Consider the following 15,926-nt stretch of genomic DNA (forward strand, 5'->3'; position numbering starts at 1 on the left):
ATGCTACCAGTTGTATCACTTACTCTGTTTTTGCCGCTCGCCGGTGCCGTCCTGATTCTGGCCCTTCCGAGGCCAACGGCGCGAACCGTACACAGCATTGGTATTGGCACCGCCGGTTTAACTCTGGTCGGCGCGCTGGCCATGTGGCTGGAGGGAGTGAGTGGCGCGGGCTTTTCCCAAGTCGAAGAGCTCGAATGGATTCCGGCCATCGGTGCCGCCTACCGGGTCGGGGTGGATGGTATCAGCCTGCCCTTAGTGCTGCTGAGTGCCATGCTGTTTTTGGTGGCGTTCATCTATGCTTCGTCGCTGCGCGAGCGCCCGCGCGCCTACGTGGCTTTGGTTCTACTTCTGGAAACTGCGGCTATCGGCACCTTTACCGCCCTCGACGGAATTCTGTTCTATGTGTTCTTCGAAGTCTCCCTAGTGTCGATGTATTTCATGATTGCCGGCTGGGGGCATGAGGACCGGCAGCGGGCGGCTCTGATGTTCTTTATCTACACGCTTCTGGGCAGCCTGCCGTTATTGCTCGCCATCCTGGGGCTTTACCTCGGCAGTCCCGATCCCAGCTTCGACATGCGCGCCTGGATCGCTAATCCACCGCTTGAAGGGGCCGCGGCCATGTGGGCGTTGGTCGCCATGCTGGTTACTTTCGCGGTCAAGATCCCCGCCGTACCGCTGCACACTTGGTTACCTGCCGCCCACGTTCAGGCGCCGACTATCGGCAGTGTCATCCTGGCCGGCATCATGCTGAAATTTGGAACCTATGGGCTGGTTCGCTTCGCTCTACAAATGACTCCGGAGGCGTTCCGCGAAGCCGGCGTCGTTGTTTTGGTTTTCGGTGTCATCGGCGCGCTCTATGGCGCCTTCGCCGCTCTGGCGCAGACCGATCTCAAGCGCCTGGTGGCCTATACCTCGATCAACCACATGGGCTATGTGATCATCGGCGTCGCCGTGGCCGCACTGACCCTAGACCCCTCAGTGCGTGCCACCGCCCTCGATGGCGCCGTCCTGCAGATGTTCAGTCACGGCCTGGTGACCGGTGCATTGTTCTTCCTGGTGGGCATGATTCAGGAGCGTGCGCATACTCGGGAAATGGGTGAATTCGGTGGCCTACTTAAAACGGTTCCGCTGCTGGGCTGGTCATTTATGCTGGCAGCCTTCGCGTCCCTTGGTCTGCCTGGTCTGGCGCACTTTCCGGCCGAGTTCCAGATATTTCTCAGCACTCTGGGCACTGTGCCCGCCGCTGTTGTCGCGATACTGGGCATCGCGATCATTGCCGGCACTTTTCTCAAGGCAATCCGCGAAACCTTCCTTGGCGAGCCCCAGCAACGCTGGCATAGCATGCCCGACCTGAGCGTGCGGGAACTGCTCGCCGTGGCGCCACTGCTGGTGCTTACCCTAGTTACCGGGGTGGCGCCGTCCTGGGTGCTGGACATCATTCATCGGACGACCTCGGCGTTGGTGCTGTAATGGGTCATGACCTTGCGTTATTAATTCCCGAAATAGCCGTTCTGTTAACGGCGGTCGGTGCACTGATTGCGGAAATGCTGCGCTGGCCGCGCGTTGCCTTGGCGGTTGCCATCGTGGGCCTGTTCATCGCCACGGGCTTGACCTTGAGTATGCTGGGCACCGACGCCGCCGTGTTCGGGGGCAGCTTCCGAATCGACACGCTCAGTATTTGGGCCAAACTTATCCTGTTGCCCGCCACCGTGCTTTCCCTGTTGCTGGCGCGCGTGGATGTGCGAGGCACCGTTCGTGAGGGCACGGTCTACAGTTTGCTGTGCTTTGCCACTTTTGGTGCACTCGTTCTGGCCGGAAGCGGCGATATGATGTTTCTAGTGCTGGGCGTCTTGTTGACCAGCCTGGCCAGCTTCGCGCTGGTGGCCTACCCGGACGATGACCCGGCCACCGAAGCCGCCATGAAATACTTTGTATTCGGCTCGGTTACCGGCGCGGTGATGGTCTTTGGCTTGAGTTACTGGTTCGGCGCCGCTGGCTCCACGCTGCTCTCTGATCTCGCGCGCGCCGACGCCATGCCGCTAGCCGCCATCCTCGGCCTGGTGACGGCGATTGTCGGCCTCGGCTATAAGGCGTCATTGGTTCCGTTTCATTTCTGGGTGCCAGACGCTTATCAAGGCGGGCCCTTATCGATAGCCGCCTACCTGTCTGTGGTGCCCAAAGTGGGCGCTCTGTTCGCGCTAACCCAAGTGCTTCGAGACCTGCCCATGGAGAGCGGTTGGCCCGCAGTTATTGCGGGGCTGGCGGTACTGAGTATGACGTACGGCTACCTCGCCGCATTGGCGCAGGATAATGTCGTTCGGCTGTTGGCTTACTCATCAATTGCGCAGTCCGGTTACTTCCTGCTGGGCATTTTGGCCGTGGGCTCAAGCTCGCTTGCCTTGCCATCGATCATTCTATTCGCCGCCGCCTACGCGGCCATGAACCTGGGTGCCTTCGCCATTGTTGCCATGGTCGGACGCACCTTGACCGATTTCAATGGCCTGGGGCGCAACAGGCCATTAATGGGGATCGCAATGGTGCTATTTCTGCTGTCGTTGGTCGGCATTCCGCCACTTGCTGGTTTCGTGGGCAAGTTCCTGATTTTTGCGGCTGCCATAGATGCCCAATTCACGTGGCTGGCGGTGGTGGGGATTGTCAATAGTGTGCTTTCGCTGGCGGTGTATTTGCGTATTATTGTACCCATGTACCGGCAAGGGGAGGCGGCTCCGAATGCCCCCGAATATTGGCTGAGCATGGTGGCGATAACCGCGCTTTCAGGCACGGTCATCATCGGGTTGGCTGCGCAGTTCTTCCTTGTGATTCCGATGACGTAATGGCATTCCTAGTACCATGGTCGCTGACGTTTAAAGCGACGTATTTTAAATTCAGACAAGAGGTTTAGCATGAAAGTTGAAACTATTTTTGACCTGATTGAATGGAGCCGAAAGTTGCACGGGAGCCTGGCAAAATGCCTGTCTCATTGCGCCTCGCTTCATCAAAATGAACGCGCTTCTCTGCTGCTTGAGTATCTGGCCTCGCACGAAGCGGAAATAGAGAAAATAGTGGCAGGGTTTGAACAGCAGGCTGATCCCAGGGCAGCTCGCACTTATGTGTACGATTACATGCCGCACAATCCTATTACCACCCACCTGGATTGCGACGATCACTACGCCAAAATGGATGCCACTTCAATAGAGACGGAAGTGGTCGATTTCCACGAACAAATCATCAGTCTTTACCGAACGCTTATCGAAAAGGCAGAAATACCCGAGGTCACAGAACTGGTGCAGTCATTGCTGGATATGGAAGAGCATGAAACCAAGCGCTTGGTACGGCAGATAGGGCGCATGGATGACATGTAAGTAAAATAGGGCTATCCGTTTTTGCTGGAGTCAGCGCGCGGAGGCCGCTGCCGGCCCGGTACTTCTTGGCGGGCGGAAATGTCTCCCGCTAGGTTTGCTTGAGGAGAACTGGTGCAAAGCCACCACCTGGGGTGCGAAAATTGGTGGTCTGGCCCCGATACAAGCGCGCCGCCGCCAACAGCAGCTCGCCGCGATAGGTATATAGACGTACGTCGACCTTGAGCATTTCCCTCTCGTCATCGACCATCACCAGGCGTTCTGAAGGTGGCACATAGGTCTGCGCGATGTAGTCGCTTTCTAGAATTCGGGCAAAGGCGCTTTTTGTGAGTTTGCTGCCTTTGTAAACTCCTTTGCTGCCATGACCCGCTACAGGTTTGAAAAACAATTGCCGTCGCTGCCGCCAGAGTTCTTCGCCATTGGCGGCATCGACTAACTGGGTGCGCGGAATACTTTGGCGAAGCAATTCGGCGTTCTCAGCGCTCAGGCCCCACTCCCTCAAGGTCGTTTGATCTGACAGAACAGCCAAATTGCGTTTGTTCGCGAACAGTGCGTGAATGTGGGGGTTGGGGGTTATAACAGCGCCTCCCTCCGACCAGGCCGCGCGTAAGGTGGCGTGATCGGGGGCTTCGAGTCCGAAGTCCACCAACCGATTGTAAACCAGATCGATTCGTTTGCCGTTGCCGTACAGCACTCCGTTATTAAGCTGAAAATCTTTGGGGGACAGAATGTGGGTCTCGATTCCGCCCCTCTGCAGCAACCTCTGAGCGAGCCTGAATTCCGGATAGAGGTACTGTTCCTCTGGCTGATCATCGACGATCGCGATTGTCTCCAGGCGTCTGCTGCCGCGCTGGGCGCGCCATTCGCTTTCGAACTGACGGATCACCTCGCGGTCAAAGTCCTCGGTCCAGAGTTCATTGGTCGCACCGCCACAGCATCGTTTTTGGGCACGGACAAGAATCGCATTGAGAAACGCACCTCCGGCATTGGTGTTAATCTCGATTAGACGTGGTCCATCGTCGCCAAGATGGAAGTCATAGCCCATAAAGGCACCAGCGGGACCGGGGTCGAGCCGTGCTGTCGATGGTGCCCAGGACAACACCTTCTCTCGATAGTCGGAGAGCGCAGCGGCCGCTTCCAATGCGCGAACCAAGGCCTGCATCTTGGCCAGATCTTGGTCGGGAACAAAGACAGCAACGTTGGAGAAAAGTTGATGCCAGGCCTCGCTGGACAAAATATCCTCGGCGTCTTCACCCAGTAGATGGGCGATATCCTGAGCTACCGCTGGCCGATCGAGAGTGACGCAGGAACAACTTTGGTTGAGTCTTTTTGCCTCTGCCTGCTGTGAAGTTTCATTAGTTGGGTGCACAGGTCATACCAAATGATCGTAGGTTTACGAAAGTTCTCGGGATTGTAGCAAAATGCGCTGTACTTGGGCCATGGAACCCGCTTGATGAAGCGGTGGATTTGGTAACGAGTGGTTTTTCAGTCCGCACTTTCTCAAATGGGCATTTCATCGTCCGGTACCGTAAGCCCAGGAAAGGGCGTCGGCCAGGGTAACTTGGCCCCTTGTTGGTTCACCAGCTACGTCTCTTCTATCGGGGTCGATTGTCCCGTCCGGCTCAATCCCGGACATTGCTCGGGGGCGCTTGGATGGAGTTCCTCTTCTTCCTGACGCTCCGCTTCCCGCTCAGACTCTCTCAGCAGCCATTGCTCCATGCGGGCATGCATCATTGCGTTTTTCTCTTCGCGGCGCCTAATGTCTGTCGCAAGGTCTTTATGAAGAGAGAAAGCCATTAGGACCATCAGCAACATAAAAGGAAATGCGGCGACAATGGAAAGAGTGCGGAGCCCGTTCAGCCCGCCGCTCAGCAAGAGCACGGAGGCCATTAACAGCTGCAAGCAGCCCCAGAGCACTCGAACAAAGCGTGTTGGCGTTAGTACACCCTTGGAGGTGAACATGCCCAGTACGAAGGTGGCTGAGTCCGCAGAGGTGACCACAAACATCGAGACCAGTATGACCGCCAGAACAGCGGCGACCCCACCCCAAGGCAGTTGATCTAAAAGTACGTAAAGACCGGATGGAACTTCTTCTGCCACGGCATCGGCGATACCGACGCCTTCAAACAGTTCGAAATGGATGGCGGAACCACCAAAGGTTGAGAACCACAGCATGCTCAAGGCGACGGGAATGACCATTACCCCCATGACGAACTCCCGAATGGTTCTTCCCCTTGATATTCGGGCGATAAAACTCCCCACGAAGGGCGCCCAGCTTAACCCCCATGCCCAGTAAAACATGGTCCACTGCTCCACCCACTTTTCGTCGGAGTGGGGGGCGGTTACCAGGCTCATTTCGATGAGGTTTCCGAGATACTCGCCAAGCGTTTGGGTGAGCTCACCAAAAATAAAGGCCGTGGGGCCCGTGACCAGGACGAAGAGCAGGAGGCCGCTCGCGATTACAAGGTTGGCGTTACTGAGATGGCGTATGCCCTTGTCGAGTGGCGTCATGGCCGATATGGTAAAAAGCGTTGCAAGCCCTCCCAGGATCATAAACTGCGATGTGGTCGAGTAATCCATTACACCCAGCCGGGAGAGGCCGCTATTGACCTGCAGCGCGCCAAGCCCCAGAGTCGTTGCAACCCCGAACAAGGTGGATACTACCGCCAGAATATCGATGGCTTTTCCCCAACCGCGGTCTACTCGCTCTCCCAACAGGGGGCGGAATGTTTCGCTGATCAAACCATAGCTATTGTGGCGAAAACGGACATAAGCGATAGCCAGACCCACAAGGGTAAAGTTGGCCCATTGGTGAAAACCCCAGTGAAAGAACGAGTAACGCATGCCCAGCTGCGCCGCCTCTACGCTGCGCGGCTCGGCAAGGCCCAGGGGCGGAACGTTCAAGTGCATGATGGGTTCCGCCACGCCCCAGAACACCAGTCCAACGCCCATGCCCCCCGAGAAAATCATGGCCAGCCAGCTGGTGAAGGAGAACTCCGGCAACTCGTTCTCCTGGCCCAGGCGGAGGTTTCCGAACCTGGAGAACGCCAGGAAAAAGATAAATAGTACAAAGCCGGTGGTTGCCATCAAGTACATCCAACCAACATTTTTGGCGGTTGCATCGAGGACTTTCTGGGCGATTGCTTCAACGGTTTCCGGCTGAAGGGCAGAGGTGACGACAAAGGCGGTAATAATGAGTAGTGAGGTGTAGAAAACCACCCCGACATCACCGAGGTGTCTCTTCAGGAAAGTTGTTAATCGGTTCATAAATAGCTCACCAGACAGTTCTCACGTTTCTACCCGTTTCGACGTAGGATCCATTAAAAATAATCATTGTCTCTCTTTTGAGAACCAGCGATACAAAGACACAAACAGAGCCGCGATGTACCAACCGTACAAATAGGCTTCAACTAATCCAATTAAAAATCCCGACCACGTAAGCCATTCGAAGCCGGGCAATAAAGGCGCCCAAGCTTCGTACATACGCATCTGCGCCGGGGCGAGCAGGCCAAAGCCTACGCACAGCAGATAGCTGATTACTAACAGAACTGACAGGGTGTTGCCTAGCGGGACGGTACGTAAACGGGTATTCACTACAGTAGAATCGTTCATAGCTAATTTCCTCTTCTCGTTGTAGAAAAATCTTGATTTTTTGATTGGGGCAAGCGTTTGTGCCGGCGCGGCGGGCCACCAGCCCAATGCAACTAGACCGAACGGCTGGACCGGATGGCGATGCAGCCGAGCATATGTCTGTGCGATAGCCACATTATCAGCGGCGGGAGAATAAGCCACTGCAGAAGTGGGGCCAGTCCCACGCCTAACAGAGGTATGATCGGCATAGAGTCTGCGTATGTCCATCGTTCCAGAGGGCCGGTCGCCAGCCATTCCATGACGATGGTCACGAGAAATGCCGCGAGCAGAAGGGTGATAGCCGGCTTTCGTTTGCCCTCGAGGAGCCATCGACGGTGTCCGAAGACTATTGAGGAAAACCAGAAGCTGGCCAGTAGAATCAGCACATCGCCGCCGGAAGCCTGTATACACATCCAAACCACTGAGCCGTGAGATGCCTTCGCCATACCGGTAAACCAAGGGACTTGAAGCATCTCCCACAAAAAGTGTGTCAAAAAACCAAATCCCGCCAGGGGGAGTTCTGGCAAAAGGACGGATAGTCGGCTGGTGGGCGCTCCTTGGCGTATTCGTTCGATCACATGTTGCTCCTGTTGCGGGGTTTTCCACTCCAGCTGTGTTTATAAGGAGGCACGGACTGTAGCGACTAAGGTGGTGTTGCGCTCTCGTCGGGGGCTACCACAGCATTTCTCCCTTGCATCATGGCTATACCGATAATGACAACGACTATTCCAAGAATCTGGACGGGTTGAAGCCGCTCTTCAAAGAACATAAATCCAATTAGCAACCCAAGTACCGGGGTTAGAAAGCTGAAGACGTTCAATCGGTTTAAGGGGGCGCGGGCCAGCAGGGCGAACCATAAATACACCATGGCGGCTGTCGCCAGGGCAGATAGAATGAGCAGGGAACCGGTGAATCGAAATGTCCACCGAATCTCCCACTGTTCGCCGCCTACCGCGGATGCAGCCAGAAGTATTCCGCCGCCTATTAATAACTGGACAGCCATGGGGGCGGCAACTGATCTCCCAGCACGATTTTTTAATAGAATGTTGCCGATGGCTATTCCGATGGCGCCCATAAGAACCCAGGTAACTCCCCATAGATAGCCGGCATTGTTATTGTCGAATCCCGACCAAGAAAGCAAGGCGACGCCCAAAAAACCTATGACAAGCCCGGCTATGCCCTTGATCTGCAACGTTTCTCCGAGCCAAGCGGCGGCGATCGCTGCGGCAATCAGGGGCTGAGTACTTGCCAGGACAGTTGCCAGTCCCGGTGATAGGTGTCCTGCTGCTAGAAACATTCCGCCAAATCCCATCGCTGTATAGGACAATCCGATTAAGCTCAACAGCCCCAAGTCTCGGGGGCTAAAAGGGTAAGGCGCGCGCCGCCGCAGAACCAAGTGAACCGCGAAGAGCAGCCCTCCCGCAAGAAAAGCGCGCAAGGCAGCAAACAGCAAGGGGGGAGCGTCCGGCAGCCCCGTCACGATAAAAGGAAAACAGATGGCCCAGAGCAGTACAACTACCACCATCCAAGCAACGTTCGCGGCTTTTGATTGAGTCTTCATAACGAATCAAGCCAACTCGCGGATACTGGTGGCCAGAAGGCCTCCGATATTGATGGCGTTGCTGGGGTGTGAGATCGTATTACAAGTGACCAGTCGCGCTGATTTATCAATTAGCTCCATATCGGCTCCTTCAGCAAAGATTCCGTGAACGCCGATGCAGACCACTTTCGGCAGCCCAAAGCGCTCAAGGTGAACTATGGTTTCCAGCATGGTATGGCCACTGGAGATGATGTCATCGACCAGTACCGGAGTGTGATTCAGCCATTGCTCAAGGTGAGGCACACTGATTTCTACCTCACGGTCGCCACGCCGGGTTTTACTCAATACCGTGAAGGGCGCACCTGCCTGCTTTGCCACCGCAGAGACCCATTGCTCGCTCTCGCTGTCGGGGCCGATCAAGACCGGGTTGTTGACGTTGGCGGCGATCCACTCCGCGATTACTGGCGCTGCGTGACCGACCTGGGTAGGAATACCGTAGATTTCCGACAAGACATGATAGCGGTGCAGGTGAGGATCAACGGTGACCAGCGCTGAAAAGTAGCGGGACAACAATTGCGCGAAGTAACGCGATGTCACACCCTCCCCGCCGTGAAAGCGTTTGTCCTGGCGCATGTACGGAAGGTAGGGCGCCACCAGCAGAATCTCCTTGGCACCGAGGTCCCTGAGTGTTTCGGCCAGCAGGAGTAAAGGCAGGGTTCGGTGATCAGGTTGATAAAGGTCCGCCAGCACCACCACATTGAGGTCTTTAACCTCATCCAGCACCCGCACATAGCTTTCGCCATCGGGGAAGTGGCGCATGTCGAGCTGACCCTCGCGAAGATCCAGCGACCCGCAAAGGGTTAGAGCAAGTTCTTTGTCACTGTGGAGGTTGAATAGCACATTCCAACGGATTGTCATGCCTGGTCCTTTTTTAAAGTCAATGAGCGGTATTGGACGCGAATTGAGAAGGCCTTATGACGGATATTCAGAGATGGAAATAACGTCAAGACGACTGTGTAAGTACTCCAGCGCGTAGGCAAGCACTCCTGCGGACTCGGCATGCAAGGTAAACAGAGGTTGGCCGGCTTCGACCCAGTCGCCGAGGCGTACATGTAAGTCGAGTCCCGAGGCTGGTGTCGCTGGCGCGCCGGCAAGCTTGGCTATGCGCGCCAGTAGACGGTTGTCGATAGCGGTGACGAAGCCATGACGATTTGCTGGCACCGGCTGAGTCTGAGCCGCCACCGGCAGTACGCGCATGCCGCCCTGGGCTTCGCAAATAGCTCTAAATTTTTGCCAGGCCCGACCACTGGTCAGGGATTGCGCGGCCAGATTGACGCCGCTGCCTTTTTCGACAAGCCCTGCGAGCTCGAAAATCGCACCGGCCAGTTGGATAGATCGATCCCTGAGATCCGCAGGTGCGTCTTCCTTGTTTTGGAGCACAGCCAGAACATCTCGGGCCTCCAGGGTGGGACCTATGCCTCGTCCGACTGGCTGCCGACCGTCGGTGATGACCGTCCGAACAGTCAGCCCGATCACTTCAGCGGTCTCGCGCAGCAGCCTTGCTAAACACTGGGCGTCCTCTTCACTGCGAACCTTGGCTGTGGGACCGACCGGAAGGTCGAGCACGACATGGGTGGCACCAGCGGCGGCTTTTTTAGACAGCACCGATGCCACTAGTTGTCCCTCGCTGTCGAGATCGATTGCCCGTTCGATACGAATCAGAACGTCATCGGCAGGGCTCAGGGAGACTGCACCGCCCCAGGCGATGCAGCCGCCTTCCTGCTCCACGACGCGCTGCATGTCGTCAATGGAAAGGGCGACCGGCGCCAAGGTTTCCATTGTGTCGGCGGTGCCTGCCGGAGAGGTGATCGCCCGCGAGGAGGTCTTTGGCATGATCAAACCCTCTGCAGCCACCATAGCTACCACAAGAGGCGTGGTTCTGTTGCCGGGCAGGCCACCAACGCAGTGCTTGTCTACGACCACATCGCGATGCCAGTCAAGGCGCTCCCCCGCGTTTATCATGGCCCGAGTTAAGCTGGCGGTCTCGGTTCGGTTTAATCCACGACTGGCGCACGCGGTCAGGAAGGTGGCCAGCTCCACGTCGGTATAAAACCCTTTGCAGATGTCCGAGATGATGGCGTCAAACTGTATGTCCTCCAGTGGCTTTCCATAGATCTTGGCACGCACCGAGCTCATGGATTCTACCGTGGGCGGGTGAACGAAACCGGCGAGTTCGCCAGGCTGGGGGGCAAGGGTGTGCCAAGCGGATTCCGACAGCCCGAATTCATCCGGTGCAAGCCAGTCTCCATGTATGACGTTGAGACTAGCCAAAACGCTTCGCTCGCCAATGTTGACTTGTACCCGGCTTTGGGCATTGAATCCTTCCGAGTGGCAGACGTGGCAATCATTGCGCATATAGACCACCAGCTCTTGATGGCTATCGATACCCAGTCGGCGCGGTTTCAGTAGGTAATGCTCTTCGGTCATCAAGGGCCCTTTTAATGGCGTCTCTATTTTCGATTGTGCGGAGGTACTCGGTGGCAACTCCAGGGTTCATGTTGGGCGTTGTCTTTAACGTTTTGGTCGACGAACAGGTAATACTCCTCTTTGAAGCGCGTCCACCAATCCTGCTTGATTGGAATGCCGAACTTGATAAGGATGTCCTCCACACACTGGAGGCATAGCCGCGATGCGTCATAGGAGAAATCGAGCCGGTCGGATGTCTCGACAAAGGCGATATCATCCAAGCCATAGAGCTGATCGATTTCCGCAATGGCTTCGGTCAGTTTCTCGGTATTGATGGGTCGCTTAAGCCCGAGGTGACGGGTCACCAAGTTAACTTCCGAAACTCCCAGGCGATGCTCTTTATGCTTCATTTTCTGTCAGCCTCCTTTCGGCCTTCTTCCAGGCCGCGGCGGTAAGCTTGCTCCGTGTCCTGGTGGTTGTGTTCGCCATGCCCGCTTTCTCCGTGACCGTGCCCCTTATGCATAAAAAGGTGCATTAACGGACAGAGGAGAATGATCAGGTAGGGGAGAAACGGAAAGACGTGCGCTCCGTGCTCTACAAATAGAAAGTAAAGCGCTGCGCCAACCAACAAGATCGTCGCAAATCCGTGAAGGCTGTTCCAGTAACCGGGTTTGTTAGCCATTAGGTTTCTCCAGTGCCGAGGTAGCGGCCTCTATCGGTGTGAAATCGAATCATTTATCGACACTCAGCTTTACACGCTTAAGAAGAATTGAATTGCCGATGACTGATAACGAGCTCACGGTCATGGCGATCACGCCGATCATGGGGTGCAGTAACCCGACGGCGGCGATGGGTATAGCGGCCACATTGTAGGCACTCGCCCAAATCAGGTTCTGAACAATTTTCCCAAAGGTGGCTCGGGAGAGGTGCATGGCTTCCACTACACCGGTCAGCTCACCGCGAACCAGAGTCACATCGGCCGCCTCAATGGCCACATCAGCGCCGGCACCTATGGCAATACCCACGTTTGCCTGTTTCAGCGCTGGCGCATCATTGATGCCATCGCCGACCATGGCGACATGATTGCCATGCTTTTTCTGCAGCTGACGAATTGCATCCACCTTGCCTTCCGGAAGTACCCCGGCCTGCACTTCGTCGATACCCACCTCCTCGGCAACAGCGCGCGCCGCACGTTCGTTGTCGCCGGTGATCATTACCACATGCAGGCCCAACTCATGCATGCCGCGTATAGCGGCTACTGATTCCTCTTTGATGGTGTCGGCCACCGCGACAATGCCACACGCTTTCCCATCGACAGCGACCAGTACGGCGGTGCGGCCGCGCCCTTCCAGGCTGTCCAGATCCTCGTCCAACGCCTCTAGACCGCTTACTCCTTCTTCGTTCAGCAATTTGCGGTTGCCAATCAGAACCAACGCACCATCGACTTTGCCGGATACGCCGCGTGCGCCAGTGGAACGAAATTCTTTGACCTCCCCCGGGCTCACCTGACGCTCGCGGGCGCCTTCGACAATGGCGCGGGCAATGGGGTGCTCAGAGGCATTTTCCACCGTCGCGGCCCACTGCAGCAGTTGTTGTTCTGTGACATTGTTGGCCGTAACCACTTCAGTCAGTTTGGGCTCGCCCCGTGTGATAGTGCCGGTTTTATCAAGCACCATCACCTTGACGTCTTTGAAGGTTTGAATAGCCTCGCCGGAGCGAATCAGAATGCCTCGCTCGGCGCCAATACCCGAGCCCACCATAAGCGCGGTGGGTGTCGCCAAGCCCAGAGCGCAGGGGCAGGCAATAACCAGAACCGCAATGGCGGCGAGAGTAGCCAGTACTGGTGTGGTCGCCGTTTGATCAACCCAGGGCAGAAAATCCGCGCCCCATGCAAGTATGGGGCGCAGGCTGTCGGCGGCAACAAACCACACCGCAAAGCTTGCCAGGGCAATCAGAATGACGATGGGCACAAAACGCCCCGTCATGCGGTCGGCGAATTCCTGAATGGGCACTCGCGAGCCTTGGGCCTGTTCTACCAGTTTGATCACCTGGGACAAAAAGGTATCGCCGCCCACCTTGGTGGCCTTGACCCGTAAACGTCCCTCTTTATTGATGGTCGCGCCAATGACGGTATCGCCCGGAGATTTATACACCGGAACCGACTCGCCGGTGGCAATCGATTCATCCAGATGGCTCTCGCCTTCTACCACTTCGCCATCCGTCGGCACCTTGTCACCGGGGCGGATCACCATGATGTCGCCCGGTTGCAGTTCCTTGACGGGAACTTCCTGCTCCTGGCCATCGCGTTCGACCCGTGCGGTCTTGGCGCCCAAGGTTAATAATTTTCGGATCGCCTGAGATGCACGGCCCTTGGCTTTGGCCTCAAGATAGCGCCCCAATAGGTGAAAGGTCATGATGGTGGCGGCCATTTCAATGAATGACGTCATGGTGACGAAAAAGCCTGCCAGGCCGATCAGGTAGGGCGGAACGCTGCCCATGGAAATCAGTACATCCATGTTGAAGGTGCGGTTGGTGAGCGAGCGCCAGGTGGACTTGTGAGTGGCTGCGCCGCCATATAGAAAAACCACCGGAAACGCCAACAGGGCCACAATCAAAAGATAACCGGGGATCGGTTTCCAGAACATGTGCGGGATCATCAACACCATAATCAGTGTTGTCGGTATCCCGGCGATCCAAAGGCGTTTCAAAGCCTGATTCAAGTAGGCGTCTTCGATATCGGCATCCTTTTCCGCTTCATCTTCCGCTGCTTCGGAGGAGGCTTGAGCGACATCGTAGCCGGCTTTTTCAACCGCCTGTTTAAGCTGTTCAACACTGGGTCCAGCGTCGGTCATTACGACGTGAACCTTGTGGCTGGCGATATTGGTTTTGATACTCTCAATGCCCTCTAGCCGCTGGAGCGATTCACGCACAATGCCCGCACAGTGGTCTGAGCCCATGCCCGGCACGATAAGCTGGGCGTTCTTTCCCGCCCCCGAAGTGTTGGCTGCGGCGACGTCGTAGCCGGCGTTTTCCACAGCTTTGCGGAGATCGTCCAGGTCCACCGTCGAGGGGTCGTAGGTGACTTCTACGCGGTGGCTAGCGATATTGGTTGTAATGTCGCCGACGCTGTCAAGACGCTGTAGCGAGGTCTTTACAATACCCGCACAGTGGTCCGACCCCATGCCCGGCACAGTCAGCTTAGCCACAGCGCTCGAAGGTTGTGAGTCAACGCTCATTCTTTTCCCCTGCTTTTTCGGATCGCGAACGCTTTCTTCGTAGGTTCCAGCCCACCAGCGCAAAAACCGCCAGAAGAACAATACCACTAATAATGGTTGTGAATTCTAAGCTCATTCAAAACTCCTGCTGCTGCAACTTATTGAGGCGGGGAATGAACATCGGGACGTGCTGTCGATAAGCCCGATATTCATCACCAAACTGTTCCAGCATCTGCCGCTCTTCTTTCAGAGCCAGTAGCGTGTAGGCTAGGACAATTACTGGGAAGGCGATCAGTGAGACAATCGTCGGCCAGTGCACAACCCCTTCACCGAACACGATGAGAAAGAGGCCAGTGTATTGGGGGTGGCGAACAATCGCGTAAATGCCATCGGTCATTAGAGTCTCACGGCGCCGTGCTTGATGTATCCGGCGCCAGCCCTCCGCGACCAGAGTTGCTCCTAGAAACACTAAACTGTAGCCGAGCAGCATGGCTATGATGTGCGCCGTAGGGGTGCCGAACAATTGCGCCCAGAGGTTGCCGCCTTCGTTCCATGCCAGATCGAGGCCGAAGAATCGAGTTAGAAAGTAGATCGTTAAAGGAAACCCGTACATTTCAGCGTAAAAGGCGATAATAAAGGCCTGCAGCACGCCAGCGCGCGTCCATTCTTTCCAGCTGGCCGGAGCTAGATATCGGTACATTAGCCATGAAACAAAAACTGTGACGATAATTGCTAGGCCCCAGGTTCCTACATGCATGCGCTTGTGCCTCTGTTTGTGTCAATAAGCTTTAGATATTCAATGATTGTGTCACACTGAACGTTTATCCTACCCGCTCTCACTGAACTCCTCGATCAGATGACAGATCATGTTGCCTGTTGGCGCCCGGTCCGGTTTTGTTTCCCAATCCCTGACTGCGGAGTACATACGTTGCCGTAGTCGCTGACTATCTTGGAAGCCTTTCTCGTTTTCCTCCAGACGCTTCTGTATAAGCCGCCTGGCGAGAGGACAGGGGGATTCACCTTGATCAGCGGTATCCAGGATTTCGGCGATATCGCTCACCGAAAATCCGAGTTGTCTGGCGCTGAGGATAAACCTCATTCGACGCTTTTCCTTGGCACAGTACTCCTTGTAGCCATTGGACGGGTTCTTCGTTGGTTTCAGAAATCCAATACGGGTGTAGTAGCGAACAGTATCTACACTTACCCCAGTCTCATTAGCCAGTTGGTTAACACGCATAGGGTCACATCCCTTTCGTCAGCAATGTAAACAGGGTGACCCTGGGTGTTAGCTCTCATATTGATCCACGTCAAGGTCCTGCGTTAAAGACATAGGTTCAACTATCAATATCGGTATGGTAGACCTGTGTCCTGGTCACAGGTCAACTTAAAACTAGAGTCTGAAGGTTAGCCCATTTCCAGGACGTGACGAATAGATTACAAATTTGTAATCTTGATGCCATCTTTCTGTTGGTTTTTTCTTCTTATCATGGTAGCTGAAAGATCTTACGCTTGGGCGACCGCCTTTTTGAGCAGGGGTGACGCGATAGACCGGTAGGGTAGAACTATTGCACCGACGCACAGGAAATATAGATCGTTCGGGTAATAGAGACATTATAGATTATGTAGTGGTCTAATGAATCCGGACACCAACGTAGGGTGGTAAAATCACCACCTTAAGCGAGGTGTCATATGACCAGAAAACGACGATCCTTTACA

The 15,926-nt window shown here is 55.5% G+C and carries 15 protein-coding genes; 3 read left to right on the forward strand and 12 right to left on the reverse strand.

The features are described 5' to 3' along the window. The 3 genes from C4S63_RS16820 (at position 1) to C4S63_RS16830 (ending at position 3,362) form a co-directional block, all read left to right on the forward strand. Positions 1-1,470, forward strand: coding sequence for a NuoM family protein (locus C4S63_RS16820; RefSeq protein ID WP_062816629.1), 1,470 nt, complete (start codon positions 1-3; stop codon positions 1,468-1,470). After that, entirely contained in the window at positions 1,470-2,834 is a 1,365-nt protein-coding gene (locus C4S63_RS16825; protein ID WP_062816630.1) for an NADH-quinone oxidoreductase subunit N, read from the forward strand. The genes C4S63_RS16820 and C4S63_RS16825 overlap by 1 nt, the downstream gene beginning before the upstream one ends. A gap of 69 nt (positions 2,835-2,903) precedes the next feature. Next, on the forward strand, positions 2,904-3,362 hold the full coding sequence (locus tag C4S63_RS16830; RefSeq protein ID WP_008930123.1) for a hypothetical protein: 459 nt from the start codon (positions 2,904-2,906) through the stop codon (positions 3,360-3,362). A gap of 88 nt (positions 3,363-3,450) precedes the next feature. Here C4S63_RS16830 and C4S63_RS16835 read toward each other — a convergent pair whose 3' ends face one another. The 12 genes from C4S63_RS16835 to C4S63_RS16890 all read right to left on the reverse strand — a co-directional run bounded on the left by C4S63_RS16835 (position 3,451) and on the right by C4S63_RS16890 (position 15,447). After that, positions 3,451-4,728: a hypothetical protein gene (locus C4S63_RS16835; RefSeq protein ID WP_040297265.1), complete on the reverse strand. Its 1,278-nt coding sequence runs from the start codon at positions 4,726-4,728 to the stop codon at positions 3,451-3,453. A 215-nt stretch (positions 4,729-4,943) separates the two neighbouring features. Then, the gene (locus tag C4S63_RS16840; protein WP_008930125.1) at positions 4,944-6,626 is read right to left on the reverse strand and encodes a BCCT family transporter; all 1,683 of its coding nucleotides are present in this window, start codon (positions 6,624-6,626) and stop codon (positions 4,944-4,946) included. A 63-nt stretch (positions 6,627-6,689) separates the two neighbouring features. Beyond that, complete coding sequence (locus tag C4S63_RS16845; RefSeq protein WP_008930126.1) at positions 6,690-6,971, reverse strand: DUF5676 family membrane protein; 282 nt, start codon at positions 6,969-6,971, stop codon at positions 6,690-6,692. A gap of 661 nt (positions 6,972-7,632) precedes the next feature. Next, entirely contained in the window at positions 7,633-8,550 is a 918-nt protein-coding gene (locus C4S63_RS16855; protein ID WP_008930128.1) for a DMT family transporter, read from the reverse strand. Between the two features lie 6 nt (positions 8,551-8,556). Then, on the reverse strand, positions 8,557-9,447 hold the full coding sequence (locus C4S63_RS16860; RefSeq protein WP_008930129.1) for a ribose-phosphate pyrophosphokinase: 891 nt from the start codon (positions 9,445-9,447) through the stop codon (positions 8,557-8,559). A 54-nt stretch (positions 9,448-9,501) separates the two neighbouring features. Next, positions 9,502-11,016, reverse strand: a complete 1,515-nt coding sequence (locus C4S63_RS16865; protein WP_051011835.1) for a thymidine phosphorylase family protein — start codon at positions 11,014-11,016, stop codon at positions 9,502-9,504. A 23-nt stretch (positions 11,017-11,039) separates the two neighbouring features. Next, the gene (locus C4S63_RS16870) at positions 11,040-11,405 is read right to left on the reverse strand and encodes a hypothetical protein (RefSeq protein WP_008930132.1); all 366 of its coding nucleotides are present in this window, start codon (positions 11,403-11,405) and stop codon (positions 11,040-11,042) included. Next, positions 11,402-11,677: a DUF2933 domain-containing protein gene (locus C4S63_RS16875; RefSeq protein WP_008930133.1), complete on the reverse strand. Its 276-nt coding sequence runs from the start codon at positions 11,675-11,677 to the stop codon at positions 11,402-11,404. Before C4S63_RS16875 ends, C4S63_RS16870 begins: the two co-directional genes overlap by 4 nt. 49 nt (positions 11,678-11,726) lie before the next feature. After that, on the reverse strand, positions 11,727-14,231 hold the full coding sequence (locus tag C4S63_RS16880; protein WP_040297267.1) for a heavy metal translocating P-type ATPase: 2,505 nt from the start codon (positions 14,229-14,231) through the stop codon (positions 11,727-11,729). Next, on the reverse strand, positions 14,221-14,346 hold the full coding sequence (locus C4S63_RS17600; protein ID WP_255357626.1) for a hypothetical protein: 126 nt from the start codon (positions 14,344-14,346) through the stop codon (positions 14,221-14,223). Before C4S63_RS17600 ends, C4S63_RS16880 begins: the two co-directional genes overlap by 11 nt. Next, positions 14,347-14,967: an isoprenylcysteine carboxylmethyltransferase family protein gene (locus C4S63_RS16885; RefSeq protein WP_062816631.1), complete on the reverse strand. Its 621-nt coding sequence runs from the start codon at positions 14,965-14,967 to the stop codon at positions 14,347-14,349. A gap of 69 nt (positions 14,968-15,036) precedes the next feature. Further along, positions 15,037-15,447 (reverse strand): MerR family transcriptional regulator, encoded by a 411-nt coding sequence (locus tag C4S63_RS16890; RefSeq protein ID WP_040297268.1) that lies wholly within the window; start codon positions 15,445-15,447, stop codon positions 15,037-15,039. Positions 15,448-15,926 lie beyond the last annotated feature (479 nt).

The sequence above is a fragment of the Alcanivorax sp. DSM 26293 genome, from assembly GCF_900107995.1.
Lineage (GTDB): Bacteria > Pseudomonadota > Gammaproteobacteria > Pseudomonadales > Alcanivoracaceae > Alcanivorax.

Excerpts from the sequence above, each read along its gene's own strand:
- C4S63_RS16820 (WP_062816629.1), top strand. The coding sequence starts at position 1 with ATGCTACCAGTTGTATCACTTACTCTGTTTTTGCCGCTCGCCGGTGCC.
- C4S63_RS16825 (WP_062816630.1), top strand. The coding sequence starts at position 1,470 with ATGGGTCATGACCTTGCGTTATTAATTCCCGAAATAGCCGTTCTGTTA.
- C4S63_RS16830 (WP_008930123.1), top strand. The coding sequence starts at position 2,904 with ATGAAAGTTGAAACTATTTTTGACCTGATTGAATGGAGCCGAAAGTTG.
- C4S63_RS16840 (WP_008930125.1), bottom strand. The coding sequence starts at position 6,626 with ATGAACCGATTAACAACTTTCCTGAAGAGACACCTCGGTGATGTCGGG.
- C4S63_RS16845 (WP_008930126.1), bottom strand. The coding sequence starts at position 6,971 with ATGAACGATTCTACTGTAGTGAATACCCGTTTACGTACCGTCCCGCTA.
- C4S63_RS16855 (WP_008930128.1), bottom strand. The coding sequence starts at position 8,550 with ATGAAGACTCAATCAAAAGCCGCGAACGTTGCTTGGATGGTGGTAGTT.
- C4S63_RS16860 (WP_008930129.1), bottom strand. The coding sequence starts at position 9,447 with ATGACAATCCGTTGGAATGTGCTATTCAACCTCCACAGTGACAAAGAA.
- C4S63_RS16865 (WP_051011835.1), bottom strand. The coding sequence starts at position 11,016 with ATGACCGAAGAGCATTACCTACTGAAACCGCGCCGACTGGGTATCGAT.
- C4S63_RS16870 (WP_008930132.1), bottom strand. The coding sequence starts at position 11,405 with ATGAAGCATAAAGAGCATCGCCTGGGAGTTTCGGAAGTTAACTTGGTG.
- C4S63_RS16875 (WP_008930133.1), bottom strand. The coding sequence starts at position 11,677 with ATGGCTAACAAACCCGGTTACTGGAACAGCCTTCACGGATTTGCGACG.
- C4S63_RS16880 (WP_040297267.1), bottom strand. The coding sequence starts at position 14,231 with ATGAGCGTTGACTCACAACCTTCGAGCGCTGTGGCTAAGCTGACTGTG.
- C4S63_RS17600 (WP_255357626.1), bottom strand. The coding sequence starts at position 14,346 with ATGAGCTTAGAATTCACAACCATTATTAGTGGTATTGTTCTTCTGGCG.
- C4S63_RS16885 (WP_062816631.1), bottom strand. The coding sequence starts at position 14,967 with ATGCATGTAGGAACCTGGGGCCTAGCAATTATCGTCACAGTTTTTGTT.
- C4S63_RS16890 (WP_040297268.1), bottom strand. The coding sequence starts at position 15,447 with ATGCGTGTTAACCAACTGGCTAATGAGACTGGGGTAAGTGTAGATACT.